Source organism: Halomonas sp. OfavH-34-E (assembly GCF_024124525.1).
In the GTDB taxonomy this organism is placed as follows: Bacteria; Pseudomonadota; Gammaproteobacteria; order Pseudomonadales; family Halomonadaceae; genus Halomonas; species Halomonas litopenaei.
In genome coordinates this window covers 1-16,217 of the sequence record NZ_JAMXRY010000034.1, presented here as the reverse complement: position 1 = coordinate 16,217, position 16,217 = coordinate 1, and the positions used below count along the sequence as shown (strand labels likewise).

Annotated in this window: 16 protein-coding genes; 12 read left to right on the top strand and 4 right to left on the bottom strand. The window is 65.4% G+C overall.

All coding sequences use genetic code 11. The features are described 5' to 3' along the window. Positions 1-31: 31 nt before the first annotated feature. From NH448_RS15040 to NH448_RS15030, 3 genes are all read left to right on the top strand, one after another. Entirely contained in the window at positions 32-643 is a 612-nt protein-coding gene (locus NH448_RS15040) for a chalcone isomerase family protein (protein ID WP_253028953.1), read from the top strand. An 80-nt stretch (positions 644-723) separates the two neighbouring features. Next, positions 724-1,161, top strand: a complete 438-nt coding sequence (gene dtd / locus NH448_RS15035) for a D-aminoacyl-tRNA deacylase (RefSeq protein ID WP_045993928.1) — start codon at positions 724-726, stop codon at positions 1,159-1,161. A gap of 291 nt (positions 1,162-1,452) precedes the next feature. Further along, the gene (locus tag NH448_RS15030) at positions 1,453-2,865 is read left to right on the top strand and encodes a solute carrier family 23 protein (RefSeq protein WP_253028952.1); all 1,413 of its coding nucleotides are present in this window, start codon (positions 1,453-1,455) and stop codon (positions 2,863-2,865) included. A gap of 73 nt (positions 2,866-2,938) precedes the next feature. Here the strand turns inward: NH448_RS15030 and NH448_RS15025 are convergent, their stop codons facing one another. After that, a complete protein-coding gene (locus NH448_RS15025) occupies positions 2,939-4,885 on the bottom strand; it encodes an ATP-binding cassette domain-containing protein (RefSeq protein WP_253028951.1) in 1,947 nt (648 codons plus the stop codon). 71 nt (positions 4,886-4,956) lie between these two features. On the opposite strand from NH448_RS15025, the gene NH448_RS15020 reads away from it, so the two are divergent. From NH448_RS15020 to NH448_RS14990, 7 genes are all read left to right on the top strand, one after another. Beyond that, positions 4,957-5,484, top strand: a complete 528-nt coding sequence (locus NH448_RS15020; protein ID WP_253028950.1) for a TIGR02444 family protein — start codon at positions 4,957-4,959, stop codon at positions 5,482-5,484. 158 nt (positions 5,485-5,642) lie between these two features. Beyond that, entirely contained in the window at positions 5,643-6,665 is a 1,023-nt protein-coding gene (gene dctP, locus NH448_RS15015; protein ID WP_108131873.1) for a TRAP transporter substrate-binding protein DctP, read from the top strand. A 217-nt stretch (positions 6,666-6,882) separates the two neighbouring features. Next, positions 6,883-7,461, top strand: a complete 579-nt coding sequence (locus NH448_RS15010; protein ID WP_045993924.1) for a TRAP transporter small permease — start codon at positions 6,883-6,885, stop codon at positions 7,459-7,461. A gap of 34 nt (positions 7,462-7,495) precedes the next feature. Further along, positions 7,496-8,779 (top strand): TRAP transporter large permease, encoded by a 1,284-nt coding sequence (locus NH448_RS15005; protein ID WP_045993923.1) that lies wholly within the window; start codon positions 7,496-7,498, stop codon positions 8,777-8,779. Between the two features lie 45 nt (positions 8,780-8,824). Further along, the gene (locus NH448_RS15000) at positions 8,825-9,268 is read left to right on the top strand and encodes a universal stress protein (RefSeq protein WP_045993922.1); all 444 of its coding nucleotides are present in this window, start codon (positions 8,825-8,827) and stop codon (positions 9,266-9,268) included. Between the two features lie 169 nt (positions 9,269-9,437). Next, on the top strand, positions 9,438-10,154 hold the full coding sequence (locus NH448_RS14995) for an FKBP-type peptidyl-prolyl cis-trans isomerase (RefSeq protein ID WP_045993921.1): 717 nt from the start codon (positions 9,438-9,440) through the stop codon (positions 10,152-10,154). A 4-nt stretch (positions 10,155-10,158) separates the two neighbouring features. Further along, positions 10,159-11,205, top strand: coding sequence for a PHB depolymerase family esterase (locus tag NH448_RS14990; RefSeq protein ID WP_253028949.1), 1,047 nt, complete (start codon positions 10,159-10,161; stop codon positions 11,203-11,205). Positions 11,206-11,314: 109 nt separating this feature from the next. Here the strand turns inward: NH448_RS14990 and NH448_RS14985 are convergent, their stop codons facing one another. Together NH448_RS14985 and NH448_RS14980 are read right to left on the bottom strand one after the other, a co-directional pair. Further along, positions 11,315-11,941: an SCO family protein gene (locus tag NH448_RS14985; RefSeq protein WP_253028948.1), complete on the bottom strand. Its 627-nt coding sequence runs from the start codon at positions 11,939-11,941 to the stop codon at positions 11,315-11,317. Then, positions 11,938-12,459 carry a hypothetical protein gene (locus NH448_RS14980; RefSeq protein WP_124805042.1) on the bottom strand — a complete coding sequence of 174 codons (522 nt, stop codon included), beginning with the start codon at positions 12,457-12,459 and terminating at the stop codon, positions 11,938-11,940. Before NH448_RS14980 ends, NH448_RS14985 begins: the two co-directional genes overlap by 4 nt. A gap of 157 nt (positions 12,460-12,616) precedes the next feature. On the opposite strand from NH448_RS14980, the gene NH448_RS14975 reads away from it, so the two are divergent. Next, positions 12,617-13,528, top strand: coding sequence for an AEC family transporter (locus NH448_RS14975; protein WP_253028947.1), 912 nt, complete (start codon positions 12,617-12,619; stop codon positions 13,526-13,528). Between the two features lie 642 nt (positions 13,529-14,170). On the opposite strand, the gene NH448_RS14970 is transcribed toward NH448_RS14975, so the two are convergent. Then, the gene (locus NH448_RS14970) at positions 14,171-15,100 is read right to left on the bottom strand and encodes a LysR substrate-binding domain-containing protein (protein ID WP_222516218.1); all 930 of its coding nucleotides are present in this window, start codon (positions 15,098-15,100) and stop codon (positions 14,171-14,173) included. Between the two features lie 169 nt (positions 15,101-15,269). Here NH448_RS14970 and NH448_RS14965 point away from each other — a divergent pair. Next, positions 15,270-16,217, top strand: a 948-nt coding sequence (locus NH448_RS14965; protein WP_253028946.1) for a DMT family transporter, incomplete at its 3' end; no start/stop codon positions are given.

Here is a 16,217-nt window from a genome sequence, read left to right as displayed (position 1 = left end):
GTGTACAACATCATGTCACGGGAGTTTCATCATGCCTTCGCGACAACCCCGACAGCACCCGCTGGTTCGGCTGCTTGCCGCCGTCAGCCTGATCACCTGTCTGACCCTGACCATGGCCGCGCCCCCCGAGGCCAACGCCCAGACGTCGACGCAGCAGGTCAGCGTCAAGAGCGCTAGCTTTGCCACCCAGATCGACGACGGCCGGCGCTACGAGATGATCGGCCACGGGCTCTTCACCTATCTGGTGTGGGACGCCTACGCCGGCGCCTACTACCAGGCCGCGGGGTACCCCCGCCCCGCTCCCGAATCCGACGTCCCGCGCCGGCTGGTGCTGCACTACTTCCATGCCATCGAGGCCGATGACTTCGCCAGCACCACCCTCGATACCGTACGCGAGCAGGTCGGCGCCGTGGACTTTCCGTCGATTCGCCGCCCGCTGACCGCGCTGGTCGACAGCTATCGCTCCGTCACGCCGGGCGACCGCTATTCGCTGACCTGGGATGGCGAGAGCCTGATCCTGGCGCTCAATGGTGCCCCGCTGTACCGCTCCAACGACAAGGCGCTTGCCAACGCCATGTTCGCCATCTGGCTCGGTGAAGATCCCCTGGACCGCGACTTCCGCGACGCTCTGCTAGGGCGCTGACGCCTGGCCAGGCAGGCCCGTGCTAGGCTAGCGGGCCCTGCTGTGTGTAACCCCCCACCTATTGCCAGAGGAAGCCCTGCATGAAAGCCCTGATCCAACGTGTCCGCCGTGCCAGTGTCGAGGTCGAGGATCGCACCGTCGGCGCCATCGACCACGGCCTGCTGGCCCTGGTCGGGGTGGAAAAAGGCGATGACGAGGCCTCGGCCGACCGCCTGCTGCACAAGCTGCTGCACTATCGCGTGTTCGCCGATGACCAGGACAAGATGAATCTCAATGTGCAGCAGGCCGGCGGTGGCCTCTTGCTGGTATCCCAGTTCACCCTGGCCGCGGATACCCGCAAGGGGCTGCGTCCCAGCTTCTCCAGCGCGGCGCCGCCGGCCGAAGGCGATCGTCTGTTTCACTACCTGCTCGATCAGGCCCGCCAGCGCCATGCGCCGGTGGCCAGCGGCGAGTTCGGCGCCAATATGCAGGTGGCACTAATCAACGACGGGCCGGTGACCTTTCTCCTGGAGAGCTGAGAGCCCCCTCCTGGCGCCGAGCGCCAACATGCAGCTCACCTTCAGGACGATTAATCAACGACGGGCCGGTGACCTTTCTGCTCGAAAGCTGACACCGACAGCCGAGAGCCGGGTGCCAATAGGCAGCGAACGCGGCGTCCTGCCACCTTTGAGATCTTTGGAAGCCCGATCGCAACGCGATGTCGGCGGGGCGGTAAACCAGGCTCTCTCGTCTAATCTCGTCTCACCTTGATGTTTATGGAAACATTTACCACAATCACCTGTATACAAAAACAACCGGTGATCGTATCCATGAGCAACGCCCGCTACCCCGTCAGCGTCTCGGTCTTCGACTTCCACGGCCGGCCACCGCTGAGCCGTGCCCTGCCACTGTCGCTGCAACACCTCCTCGCCATGATCATGGGTACCATCACGGTGCCGATCATCGTCTCCGGTGCCATCGGCGCCTCCACCGCCGAAACCCTGCTGCTGATCCAGATTTCGCTGGTGGCCTCGGCGCTGTCGACGCTGATCCAGCTGTTCGGCGTCTGGCGCTTCGGTGCTCGCCTGCCGACCATCTTCGGTGTCGGCTTTGCCTACGTGCCCACCCTGACCGCCGTGGGCGCCCAGTATGGCCTCGGCGGCATCCTCGGCGCCCAGTTGATCGGCGGCACGGCGATGCTGCTGGTCGGGTTCGGTATACGCCCGCTGCGTCACCTGTTTCCGCCGGTGGTGGCGGGGGTGGTGGTGCTGGTGATCGGCCTGTCGCTCTACGACATCGCCATCCACTACATGGCCGGGGGCAAGGGCAGCGCTGGCTACGGTGGCGGCAGGCAGTGGCTGGTGGCACTGGTCACTCTGGCCGTGGTGCTGGCGATTTCCCAGTTCGGGCGGGGCTTCATCAAGCTCGCCGCGATCATCTGCGGCATCGTGGTGGGCTACGCGCTGGCACTCGCGCTGGGCATGGTGGACTTCACTGCGGTGCATCAGGCTGCCTGGTTCAGTGCGCCGCGCCCGCTCCCCGTGACGCTCGAATTCGCGCCGGTGGCGATCCTGTCCATGGTGATCATCTGCGTGGTCAATTCGGTGCAGACCATCGGTGATCTATCCGCTACCACCATCGGTGGCATGAATCGCGAGCTGGGCCATCGGGAGCTGTCCGGGGGCTTGCTGGGCAACGGCCTGTGCACTCTGGTCGGTGCCCTGTTCGCGGCTCTGCCGACGGCGTCGTTCAGCCAGAACGTCGGTATCGTCGCCATGACCAAGGTCATCAGTCGTTCGGTGCTGGCACTGGCGGCGCTGTTTCTGCTGGCGGCGGGACTGATGCCGAAGTTCGGCGCGCTGATGACCACCATTCCCTATCCGGTGCTCGGTGGCGCCACCATCACGGTGTTCGGCATGATCACCATGACCGGTATCCAGCTGCTGACCCGCGACGAGCTGTCCGGGCGCAACATGACCATCGCCAGCCTGGCGCTGGCGCTGGGCCTCGGGCTCGCCGCGGCGCCGCAGGCCATCGCCGCGCTGCCGGACACGATCGAGATGGCGATCGGTGGATCACCCGTGGTGGTGGCGGCGCTCACCGCCGTGCTGCTCAATCTGCTGCTGCCTCACAAGAGCCTGGCCGACGAGCAGGCCGAGCGCGAGCGACTGGCCGCGCGCATGGAAGCCAGCGACACGGCTCCCGCAAGCGTGCCCGCCTCATCCCGGTGCGACTCGCAATAGCCGTTCGCCACGCCCACTCGCCCCGGCTATCGGGCGACCCAGCGACCCGAGGCGCTATCGAACCGAGCGTGGCTCAGCCCGACAGCGCCTCGTTCATTTCCTCGAGCGCCTCTTCGGCGGCGAGCCAGTCGGCCTCCAGCTCCTCGAGGCGCGCCTTGAGCTCGCCCTGGCGCGCCAGACAGTCGGTCAGTTCCTGCTTGCGCGCCGCGTCAGTGTAGAGCTCAGCGTCGCCGAGCTGCGCTTCCACCTCGCCGAGTTCAGCCTGGACCTTCTCCATGGCCTTTTCGGCCTTGTCCCGCTCGCGCTTCAAGGGCCTGAGCTTCTCGCGCAGCTCGGCGGCGGCGCGGCGCGAGGCCTTGCGATCCTCCCGCGGGGCGGCCTGGCCAGCCTCGGCCCTGTCGGCCTTGTCTTCCCTGGCCGCGCGACGATCGCTTTCCAGGCGTGACTTGAGCCAGGCCCGGTAATCCTCCAGGTCGCCATCGAAGGGTTCGACCCGATGGTCGGCGACCTTCCAGAACTCGTCGACGGTGGCCTTGAGCAGGTGGCGGTCGTGGGATACCACGATCACCGTCCCTTCGAACGACGCCAACGCCTCGGTCAGCGCCTCGCGCATCTCCAGGTCCAGGTGGTTGGTCGGCTCGTCGAGGAGCAGCAGGTTGGGCTTCTGCCAGGCAATCAGGGCCAGCGCCAGGCGTGCCTTCTCGCCGCCGGAGAACAGCTCGACCCGGGCAAACACGTCGTCTCCCGGAAAGCCGAAGCCACCCAGGAAGTTGCGGATATCGCTTTCGGCGGCCTGGGGCGACAGGCGCTGCACGTGGGTGAAGGGGGTCGCCTTGAGATCGAGCCCTTCGAGCTGGTGCTGGGCGAAGTAGCCCACCGCCAGGTGCTCGCCGGGCACCCGACGGCCAGAGAGCAACGGCAGATCGCCGGTCAGCGACTTGATCAGGGTCGACTTGCCCGCGCCATTGGGACCGAGCAGACCGATGCGCTGTCCCGGCAGCAGAGTCAGCTTCACGTCGGACAGCTGGGTGCGCTCGCTGCCGTCCTCGCGACGATAGCCCAGGCTGGCGTCATCGATCACCAGCAGCGGATGAGACGTCTTGTCCGCCGCCGGCAGGGTAAAGTGAAAGGGGGAATCGACGTGGGCCAGGGCGATGTCGCCCATGCGCTCGAGCATCTTCAGTCGGCTCTGGGCCTGGCGCGCCTTGGTCGCCTTGTAGCGAAAGCGGGCGACAAACTTCTCGATTTCCTCGCGACGCGCCTGCTGCTTCTCGGCCTGGGCCTGCTGCAGCGCCAGCTTCTCGGCCCGAGTCCGCTCGAAGGTGGTGTAGTTGCCCCGATAGAGCACCAGGCTGCGACGATCGAAGTGCACGATGTGGTCACACACCGCATCGAGAAAGTCGCGGTCGTGGGAGATCAGCAACAGGGTGCCGGGATAGCGCGTCAGCCACTGCTCTAGCCACAGCAGCGCGTCCAGGTCCAGGTGGTTGGTCGGCTCGTCGAGCAGCAGCACGTCGGAGGGCATGAACAGGGTACGCGCCAGGTTGGCTCGCATGCGCCAACCACCGGAGAACGCCGACAGCGGCTTGTCCAGATCGTGCTGGGCGAAGCCCAGCCCGACCAGCAACTGGGCCGCGCGGGCTGGCGCGCTGTAGCCGTCCAGCGCCTCGATGGCGCCGTGAAGTTCGGCCTCACGGTGGTGGTCACCGTCGGCCTGGGCAGAGGCGAGGGCAGCCTCGGTACGCCTTAGTTCCGCATCCCCGTCGAGCACGTACTCGATGATGGGGCGAGACAGCGCCTCGACTTCCTGCGCCATATGGGCAATGCGCTGGCCGCCACTCATCTCGACCGCGCCCTTGTCGGCGCCGATCTCGCCGAGGATCAGGCCAAACAGACTGGACTTGCCGGCGCCATTGGGGCCCACGATACCGGCCTTGTGGCCGGCGTGCAGGGTCAGGTCGGCACCCTCGAACAACGGCTCGGCGCCGCGTTGCAAGGTTACTTGGCGCAGTGCAATCATCACGGCTCCATCGGGATGAGCCCGCCGGGCCGGGCACCCGCGAGCTTCTCTAATAAAAGAAGGATATCGTCTTGGACCCCGATTCTACCGAATTCACCGCTCGCCTGCGCCCTCGCCTGGCGACTTCGCCGCTATGGGACTTCGCCCTGGCAATCTATGCCCGGCCAGGCGTCGAGCAAGCCTGCCTGACGCTGCAGGATGAGCACGGCTGGGATGTGTGTGAACTGCTGTGGCGTTGCTGGCTGTATCAACAGGGCGCCCAGGCCGGTGCACTGCCGTCGCAGGTCGCCGCCTGGCAGCGCGAGGTCACCCAGCCTCTGCGCCGACTGCGCAGGGATCTGAAGCCCCAGGCGCAAGCCGACCCGCAGGTGGCGAGCGTTCGCTCGCGGATCAAGCAGGCGGAGCTCGAAGCCGAGCAACAATGCCTGCAGATGCTCATGAAAATTAGCCTGAACGAACTGGCTTTCTCGCCGATACCCGCCAGACTCCAAGGTCTAGAAAATGTGCTGCTTTCTAGCCAACAACGGCAGAAAAAAACGCAACTTATGGCCATAAGAAGCGTGGAAAGCCAGCTTGACCCTCTTCCGGCAGCGCGCTAGCCTGACGTTAACTGCATGAGAATTCCTGCATTTTTTGCATGATCGATCTTGTTCGCGCCAATAGCACAAGGTCCGAGATTCCGAAGCGAGACACGAAGCAATACAACAGGCGAGCGCGATCCGCCCATAGCTCCAACACCTGCAGAGGAACCACAAGAATGAAGGCAACACAGCTGCTGACCACCGCCAGCATCGGCGCCCTGATGCTGGGCCTTTCCTCCACCGCCATGGCCGACAACTGGCGCTACGCCCACGAAGAGTACGAGGGCGATGTCCAGGACGTCTTTGCCCAGGCGTTCAAGCAGTACGTCGAGGAGAATTCCGACCATTCCGTCCAGGTCTACCGCTTCGGCGAACTGGGCGAATCCGACGACATCATGGAGCAGACCCAGAACGGCATCCTGCAGTTCGTCAACCAGTCTCCCGGCTTCACCGGCGCGCTGATTCCCGAAGCCCAGATCTTCTTCATTCCCTACCTGCTGCCCACCGACGAAGAAACCGTGCTGAAGTTCTTCGACGAGAGCAAGGCGATCAACGAGATGTTCCCCGAGCTCTACGCCGAGCACGGGCTGAAGCTGATGCAGATGTACCCGGAAGGGGAAATGGTGGTCACCGCCGACGAGCCGATCACCTCGCCGGAGGACTTCGACAACAAGAAGATCCGCACCATGACCAACCCGCTGCTGGCGGAGACCTACGACGCCTTCGGCGCGACCCCCACGCCGCTGCCCTGGGGTGAGGTCTACGGCGGTCTGCAGACCGGCATCATCGACGGTCAGGAAAACCCGATCTTCTGGATCGAGTCCGGCGGTCTGTACGAGGTCTCCCCGAACCTGACCTTCACCGGCCACGGCTGGTTCACCACCGCCATGATGGCCAACCAGGACTTCTATGACGGCCTGTCCGACGAGGACAAGCAACTCGTCCAGGACGCCACCGACTCCGCCTACGACACCACCATCGAGCACATCCAGGGCCTCGCCGAAGAAGCACTCGGCAAGATCCAGGAAGCGTCTGACGAGGTCACCGTGACTCGCCTGGACGACGAACAGATCCAGGCCTTCAAGGATCGCGCTCCGCAGGTCGAGGAGAAGTTCATCGAGATGACCGGTGAAGGCGGTCAGGAACTGCTCGACCAGTTCAAGGCTGACCTGGAAGCGGTTCAGTCCGGCGAGGAGTAATCCTCGTCTGAGCCATCGCTCCCGAAAGGGGCAGCCCTACCCGGCTGCCCCTTTTGTGTTTCCAGAGCCCTGAATAGCGACCCGACAGTCGCCGCCACGCCAGGCGCGCTGCGTGCATCCAGCGTTGACCAGATGGCTGCGAACCGCGACCCAGAGGGCGTACGCTGCGATACAGGTACGTGCGTTTCTCCCGGAATTCCCGACCAAGGATCCCATCATGACCGAAGAAGAATCCGAACAGCACTACCACTCGGGGTTGCCTGGTTTTCTGGGCACCATCGATACGTGGATCAGCAAGCTGGAAGCCATCATTCTTGCAGTGGGTGTGCTGCTGATGGCGGCCAATACCATCGCCAACGTCGTTGGCCGCTTCGTGCTCGGCGAGAGCATCTTCTTCAGCGGCGAGATCAACCGCATTCTGATCATCATGATCACCTTTGCCGGTATCGGCTATGCGGCGCGCCACGGGCGCCATATTCGCATGTCGGCGATCTACGATGCCCTGCCGGTAGGTGGCCGCAAGGCATTGATGATCTTCATCTCCCTGTTTACCTCTCTGGTGATGTTCTTCCTGCTGTACTACTCGGTGATCTACATCGTCGACCTGTATGACAAGGGACGCATTCTGCCCGCCCTTGGCATCCCGATCTTCTGGATCTACCTGTGGGTACCGCTGGGCTTTCTGATCACCGGTATTCAGTACCTGCTCACCGCCATCAAGAACCTGACCTCCCGCGACGTCTACCTGTCGACCGGCGTGCTGGATGGCTACAAGGATACGGAGACCGAAGTATGAGTGACGCGACGGTGGCAGCAGGAGGACAGCCCCAATGACAACCATAATGGTCACCACCATGATCGCCCTGCTGTTGCTGGGCTTCCCCATGATGATCCCGCTGATCACCGCGGCGGTCATCGGTTTCTTCATGATGTTCAACGGCCTGGACCAGATGGACACGCTGATCCAGCAGATGATGGCGGGCATCCGGCCGGCCTCGCTGATCGCCGTGCCGATGTTCATCCTCGCCGCCGACATCATGACCCGCGGCCAGTCGGCAGAGCGCCTGATCAACATGGTCATGGCCTTCATCGGCCACGTGAAGGGCGGCCTGGCGGTATCCACCGCGGCCTCCTGCACCCTGTTCGGCGCCGTGTCCGGCTCGACCCAGGCCACCGTGGTAGCGGTGGGCTCGCCGCTGCGCCCGCGCATGCTCAAGGCCGGCTACTCCGACTCCTTCACCCTGGCGTTGATCATCAACTCGAGTGACATCGCCTTTCTGATCCCGCCCAGCATCGGCATGATCATCTATGGCGTGATCTCGGGCACCTCCATCGGCGAGCTGTTCATCGCCGGCATCGGGCCAGGCCTGCTGATCCTGCTGATGTTCTCCATCTACTGCGTGCTCTACGCGGTGATCCGCGACGTCCCCACCGAGCCCAAGGCGTCCTGGAGCGAGCGTCTCTCCGCGGTGCGTCAGGCGCTGTGGCCGCTGGGCTTCCCGGTGATCATCGTCGGCGGCATCTACGGCGGCATCTTCAGCCCCACCGAGGCCGCCGCGGCCTGCGTGCTCTATGCGGTGCTGCTGGAGTTCGTGGTGTTCCGATCGCTGAAGATGAACGACATCTACGCCATCGCCAAGTCCACCGGCCTGATCACCGCAGTGGTGTTCATCCTGGTCGCCGTGGGCAACGGCTTCTCGTGGATCATCTCCTTCGCCCAGATCCCGCAGGCCATGCTCGAGGCGGCCGGGATCAACGAAGCGGGTCCCACGGGCGTGCTGATCGCCATCTGCATCGCCTTCTTCGTCGCCTGCATGTTCGTCGACCCAATCGTGGTCATCCTGGTGCTGACGCCGATCTTCGCGCCGGCCATCGAGGCCACCGGACTCGACCCGGTACTGGTGGGTATCCTGATCACCCTGCAAGTGGCCATCGGCTCGGCGACGCCACCCTTCGGCTGCGACATCTTCACCGCCATCGCGATCTTCAAGCGGCCCTATCTGGACGTGATCAAGGGCACACCTCCGTTCGTGTTCCTGCTGATCCTGGCCGCGGCTCTGCTGATCATGTTCCCGCAGATTGCGTTGTTCCTGCGCGACGTCGCCTTCCGCTAGGCGGCGTCTGTCAGCTGCGCGGAGACCAAGCTTGAGGAGAGACCGATGTTCAATCGAATCCTGGTGGCGGTGGACGGCTCCAAGGGCGCCCTCAAGGCGCTGGAGAAGGCCGTGGGGCTGCAGTACCTGACCGGCGCCGAGCTCTACATCCTATGCGTGTTCAAGCACCACAGTCTGCTCGAGGCCTCCCTGTCGATGGTTCGCCCGGACAAGCTGGACCTGCCCGACGATGCCCTCAAGGAGTACGCCTCGGAGATCGCCGTGCACGCCAAGAACCACGCGGTGGAACTGGGGGTGCCGCTGGAAAAGGTGCGCGCCTTCGTCAAGGGAGGCCGCCCCTCGCGCACTATCGTGCGCTTCGCTCGCAAGCGCGAGTGCGACCTGATCGTGATCGGCGCCCAGGGCACCAACGGCGACGCCAGCCTGATCCTGGGCAGTGTCGCCCAGCGGGTGTCGGGGTCGGCGCAGTGTCCGACCCTGGTGGTCTAGCGCCACACTCATCACGGCTAGCACAGACGCAGCCGCAACCACAGGCCCGGGTCATGCCCGGGCCTGCCTCGTAGGGGGTAACGCGCGGCGGGTGCGGAACCCTTTTGCCCCTGTTACAGTCACAACAACGACATTCACACTACGGCCAACGCGCCAGCCAAGGATTTCCATGAAGACACTGCTGACTTCCGCCTCCCTGATCGCCCTGCTGGGCGCCGCTCCCATGGCCTTCTCCGCCCCCGAGAGCGACCAGGAAAAGCTTAGCTACAGCCTGGGTGTGACCCTGGGCCAGAGCATCAAGCAAGACGTGGAAGACCTCGACACGGATGCCTTCAGCGAGGCGATCAAGGACGTGTTCGCCGACGACGGCCTCGACATGACCGACGAGGAGATCGCCGCCGCCCTGACCAAGTTCCAGGAAGAGGCCATGGCCAAGCGCGCTGAAGAACAGCAGCAACGTGCCGAAGAGATGGCCCAGCAGGCGGACGCCAACAAGCAGGAAGGCGAGGCCTACATGGCCGAAAACGCCGACAAGGACGGCGTCACCACTACTGACTCCGGACTGCAGTACAAGGAGCTCGAGGAAGGTGACGGCGCCTCCCCCGAGGCCGGCGACACCGTGCAGGTCAACTACGAAGGCAAGCTGATCGATGGCACCGTGTTCGACAGCTCCTACGAGCGCGGCGAGCCGGTATCCTTCCAGGTGGGCCAGGTCATCGAGGGCTGGCAGGAAGCCCTGAAGATGATGAACGTGGGCGACACCTGGGAAGTCGTGATTCCGCCGGAGCTGGGCTACGGCGCGCGTGGCCAGGGCCCCATCGGCCCCAACGAGACCCTGATCTTCAAGGTCGAGCTGCTTGACGTGAACCCCAGCGACGAAGGCTGAGTCGATGACTCACCTTAGTCGTGCCAACGCCAGCCTCCTCGCGGGGCTGGCGTTTTTCGTGCTGGCACCTCAGGCCACGGCCGACTCCCCCGACGCCCTGCCCGCGCTGGGTCTCTCGAAGGACCGTCTGGCCACCATCGGTGTCTCGTCCGGCGGCTACATGGCCGCGCAGCTGGCGGTGGCCTGGCCCGAGCGCTTCGATGCGCTCGGGCTGGTCGCCGCCGGCCCCTGGGGCTGTGCCCGGGGCGAGCTGGGAGTGGCGCTGGGTCAGTGCATGTTCACTCGCCTTGGCGACCCCGACCTGGCGGCGATCGACAGCCGCCTTGCGGACTACCGCGAGCTTGATCGCGCGGGTAGCGCTGAATCGCTCGACGACCTCAAGGTGTATCTCTGGCACGGTGAGGACGATGGCACCATCGATCCCGACGTCGGACACGCCGCCGCTCGACAATGGCGTGACTGGCTCGCCGACGATGATCAACTGAAGGCGGTGTTTCAGGACGGCGCGGGGCACGGCTGGCCGGCGCTGGACGCCGCTGGCGAGGCGGACCTGGCCGACTGCGAAGAGGGCGGTGCGCCCTTCCTGCTCGACTGCGGCCTGGACCTGGCCGGCGAGGCGCTGGGCTGGTGGTGGGACGATCTGGCGCCCGCCGGCGAGGCCGACGACCAGCGCCTGCTGGCCTTCGACCAGAGCGAGTTCGACGCCAAGGGACTCGCCGACACCGGCTTTGTCTATCTGCCGAAGCAGTGCGAGAGCGGCGACTGCGCACTGGTGGTGGCGCTGCATGGCTGCCAGATGGGCGTGGATGACGATGAAGGCGCGGCGACGCCATTCACTCGGGCAAGCGGCCTGAACCGTTACGCCGAGAGCAACGACCTGGTGGTGCTCTACCCCCAGGCCGAGGCCAGCCTGGCCAATCCCAAGGGATGCTGGGACTGGTGGGGGTTCAGCGAGAGTACCTGGCAGCGCGACCCTTTGCATGACAGCCGGGACGGCCGTCAGGTCAGCGCCCTGATGCAAATGGTCGATAGACTGCAGGAAGCGCCCTGAGGCGTGGCAAGGGATTTGCCAAGAGCGCGGGCAGGTTGAGCGCCCTCGACAGGCTACAGCAGGCGCCCTGAGGCGCCTGCTTGCCTAGAGGCCTAGGCTTGGCAGGAAGTTAGTTCAACGCCCGATCCAGCGCCGCCGAGAGCGGCCCCGGGGTCGGGGCGTGCAATACCCGCTCGATGATTTCGCCGCTGGCGTCCACCAGATAGAGCGAGGCCGAGTGATCCACCAGATACTCCACGGCGGATTCCGGCGTCTCGACCTTGCGCCAGACGACGTCGTAGCGCTTGCCGATATCGGCAAGCTCGGCCTGGCTACCGGTGGCGCCGATGAAGTCGTCGCCGAAGGCCTCAAGGTACTCCGACAACCGCTCCAGGGTGTCACGCTCGGGGTCCACCGAAATCATCAACGGCACCACCCGCCGACGCTGCTCTTCGGGCAGTGCCTGGCGCGCCTGGCGCACCACCGCCAGGCTCATGGGGCAGACGTCGGGACACCAGGTGTAGCCGAAGAAGATCACCGCCAGCTGGTCATCATCGAGATCACTCAGCGCAAAGTCGCCCACGGTCGACGCCAGGCGTATCTCACCAGCGACCAGCCCGTCCTGCTCGGCAGGCTGCCAGGGCTTGAAGGTCCACAACAGGGCCGCCGCCAGCATCACCACCGCCGCCAGGACCAGCCCCAGGGTCCGTCGATCGAAGCCGTGTCGTCGTTGCTGCTGTCGTTGCCGTCGGGTCATGGCAGGCTTCGCTCCACGTCCAGATCGAAGGTACTTCCGAGACGCCCACGCGGCGCATCGAAGCTGACCCGGGCACGCCAGGTCATGCGCTCACGGGTGCAGATGCCGAGCTGTCCCACCCCCTGAAAGCGGCCCGGTTCGCCGCCTTGCACGGCGTCGAGGTGGAAACGATGCTCGCCCATGTCCATGCCGACCCCTTCGAACACCACCCGTACGTTCTGCGCTTCCACGCCGTCGACGCGCACTTCGAGGGGCAACGACTCCAGCGGGCGAATGTCGCCCTCCACCGGGATCGCCAGGGTCAGCCGCTCATCCTCCTCGAGGCCGACGCCGCAGGGCCCCTGGTGCAGATCGCAGCCGGGCGCGGCCGGATACCAGGTCGTCTCCTGGTGATCGCCAAGCTCGTAGCGCAGCAGGTACCATAGGGCGATCAGCAAGGTGACCACGGTTACTGTGATCAGCAGGCGAAGCCGAGGACGACGGGCGCCGCGCGAGGCTGGGGACTGGCGCGAATGCATGTCGGAGGGCGGCCTCCAAAGGGAATGGGCGTAGGGTAAGCTTATCAGCAAAACTCCGACGCCCCCTGCGCGACAATGTCGCAGCCGTCAACGCGCGCTTGCTCACGCTCGACGGCGCACTATTCTGCCACCGGCCTCGCCCGGACAAGGAACGTACATGGCCTCCATCACTGCGGCCCTGGGCCCGCTTTTTCTGCTTATCCTGCTTGGCGCCGTGCTGGGTGTCGGACGCATCCCCGGCGGGGACTTCTGGGCGCGCATGGAGCGCCTGATCTACTTTCTGCTGTTTCCCGCCATGCTGGTGGCGACCCTGGCCAGGGCGGACATCAGCCAGGTACCGGTGGCCAGGCTCGCCCTGGTGCTGCTGGGCACCATGCTGGTGCTCTCCGCCCTGCTGTGGTGGCTCAAGCCCCGTTTGAATCTCGACGCCGCCGCCTTTACCTCTGTCTTCCAGGGCGCGGTGCGCTTCAACACCTATGTCGGCGTCGCCGGCGCCGCTGCGCTGCACGGTCCCCAGGGCGCCACGGTGGCAGCGGTGGCCCTGGCGCTGATGATTCCCACGGTCAATGTGCTGTGCGTGCTGACCTTTATCGCCGCGGGCACCCTCGGCCGCTCGGGTCTGTGGCGCTCACTGCTCGCCCTGGCCCAGAACCCGCTGATCCTCGCCTGCCTGATCGGCATCGGGCTCAATCTCTCGGGGGTCGGCCTGCCGGGCTGGTCGGCGGGAACCCTGGAGCTGCTGGGACGAGCGGCGCTGCCGCTGGGGCTGGTGGCCGTAGGGGTGGCACTGCGACCCCAGGCCCTGCTGAGGCGCGATCTTGGCCTGTGGGTCTCGAGCCTGGTCAAGCTGGTGCTGATGCCGGCGCTGGTGCTGGTGCTGGCGTGGTTGCTGGGCCTCGACCCTGTCAGCCAGGATGTGGCGCTGCTGTACGCCGCCCTGCCCACCGCCACCTCCGCCTATATTCTGGCACGCCAGCTGGGCGGAGACGCTGAGCTGATGGCCGGACTGATCACCGCCCAGACCCTGGCGGCGATGATCAGCCTGCCGCTGTGGATGCAGCTGACCTGAGGGGCCAGGCGAGGCTTTATTAAAAAAGATTCTCGTTTGTGTTGACGAAACAAATGAGAATGATTTACGCTGAGGTTGTCGGCGTTGATGAGTCGCCGGCGCCAGATACCAGACATTGCCAGTCGCTATCTGGTTTCTCCTCCTCATTGCTAGTCACGGTCCTTTCGCCGCTTCCCTCTGGAAGCGGCTTTTTCATGGCCGCTTGGTTCGGTCCCGCGGCCAGCGCTCCTTCGCCTCGTTGCCCACGACGTCCTGCCACCGCTTGATTCCGCCATCCCGAGCCTCCGCCCGGTTTCGCCTGCTGTCTTGGCGCCGCCCCTCGCATGCGTTCCCCTTGGCAGAAAGCCAGCGAGTGTGAGCGGACACACCGCCTTAATAAAAAATATTCTCGTTACGCTTGACGAAGAAAATGAGAATGATTTACGCTGAGGTTGTCGGCGTTGATGAGCCGCCGACACCAGATACCAGACATTGCCAGTCGCTATCTGGTTTCTCCTCCTCATTGCTAGTCACGGTCCTTTCACCGCTCCCCCGGGAGCGGTTTTCTTTTTTCTGGCCATCGAGGCTTCTGGTCAACCTTGCCCCAAGGCGTTGGCTCCTGTTCGTCGCACCGCTCCCTGCGTCTCACCGCTCTCGTTCATCTCACCCCAGTGCCAGCGGCCTGGCCTCGCGGCTATTCGCAGCCCAGGGGCCTGCACCGCTCAGACGCTGGCGCAAGAGCCCAGCCAGGGCTTCCACCGCCGGCCATGAGGCTGCGGCGATGCGCCGGCTGAAGTACAGGCAGGCGTCGCTGGTACCCAGGTGGGGCAGCCCCTCGGCCTCATCCAGCACGCGCATGCGCGGCGTCAGCCGCTGGCGATCGAGGATGCTCACGGCCAGGCCGACTTCCACGGCCTTTTCCACCGCATGGATGCTGGTACTGGTGAAGACCGCGTACCAGTCGCGCCCCTGACTCTCCAGGGCCTCGACCCCGAGCGATCGGAATGGGCAGTCCAGCGGATGCAGCGCCAGCGGCAACGGCGCCTCGTCGGCGATGCGAAACTCACGAGACGCCGCCCACACCGGCGAGGTCTGCCACAGCGTTTCGCCATTGGTCAGCTGATGCGGACGGTCCAGCGCTACCGCCAGCGACAGCTCACCGCGCTCCAGGCGCCGGGCCAGCTCTCCGCTGGGCGCCGTGACCGCCTCCAGCAGCACATTGGGGTGGCTGGCCAGAAAGTCAGGCAGCACCTGCTCGACCAGATGCGGGGCGTAGCCCTCCGGCATGCCGAAGCGCACCCGCCCGCTGAGTCCCTGTCCGGTCAGTCGCGCCACCAGGCCGTCGTGCTGGCGCAGCAGCTCACGCGCCTCCTGCAGCAAGGCCTCGCCGGCCGGCGACGGCGACACTCCGCGTGGCCCACGGATCAGCAGGCGCGCGTCGAGACGCTGCTCGAGGCGCTTGATCTGCATGCTCAAGGCACTGACGGTGCGGTGTCGCAACTCCGCCGCCGCCGCCAGACTGCCCTGCTGGGCCACCGTCACAAAGCTGCGCAGCGCCTCCAGATCCAGCGCCGCTCCCGTGTTCTCGGTCATCGTTGCTCCCCCCTATGGCGCCAGACCACCCTACCCGAAGACTTCAATATTATTTAAGTCAGCGTGAAAAACGTTTCGCTACTCGAAAGGCTAGCACCACGGCAGACTGCTCATCCAGCGCTTCCTCTATCCAGCGCTGCCGTCATCCACCCGTGCTCAAGGAGGCCCCATGCAGACGCTGCTACCCCGCCTGATCCCCCTGCTACACCAGCTTCCCCGGCAGCTGGGCAAGCACTCGGGTGCCCTGATGGTCGCCACGGGCTTCGTGGTCTGCTGGAGCAGCGGTTTCGTCGGCAGTCGCATGGCGGTGGACCTGGACGTGCCGGTGATGGGGCTCTACGCCTGGCGCTTTGCCCTGGCGACCCTGCTGGCCTGGGCGCTGGTGGTCTGTCGTCTGGGCCATCCGGGGCATCGCCCGAGCTGGCGCCAGGCAGGCCACGAGTTGCTCACCGGTGGTCTGACGGTGGGCGTCTACCTGCTGACGATGCTGGTGGCGGTGGCCGAAGGTGTGAGCGCCTCGGTGGCGGCGCTGATCGGCGCGCTGCAGCCGCTGGCGGCGGCCCTGCTGGCACGGCACCTGCTCAAGGAGCGCAGCGACAGCGCACAATGGTGGGGCATGGGGGTAGCGACGCTCGGCGCTATGGCGATGATCGCTGGCGACATGCGCAGCGTCGGCGGCGCCCCCTGGTGGGCCTACCTGCTGCCGCTGGTCGCGGTCGCCGCGGTATCGATCGGCAGCATCCTGACGCCGCCGGCGACCGCCAGGCCCGGCGAGGAGAATGGCGGTGTGGTGCCGCTGTCACTGATCACCCGCCTGGCGCTGCAGCTGAGCGCGGCAACGCTGGTGTTCATGCTGGCGGCGGTGATGCTCGAACCAGGCCTGCCGGCGCTGCCTCCGGCGACGCTGGACGCCTGGCTGACCATTGGCTGGCTGGTGGTGCTGGCCACCTTCGGTGGCTACGGCTTCTTCGTGGCGTGCCTGGGGCGCTTCGGGGTGACCCCGACCTCGGCGCTGATCGCGCTGACCCCGGCGGTGACGCTGTTGATGACGCTTTCGCTGTTCGGCGAGCGCCCGGACGGGCTGGGCCTGGCGGGACTGGTGCTGTCGCTGGGTGGC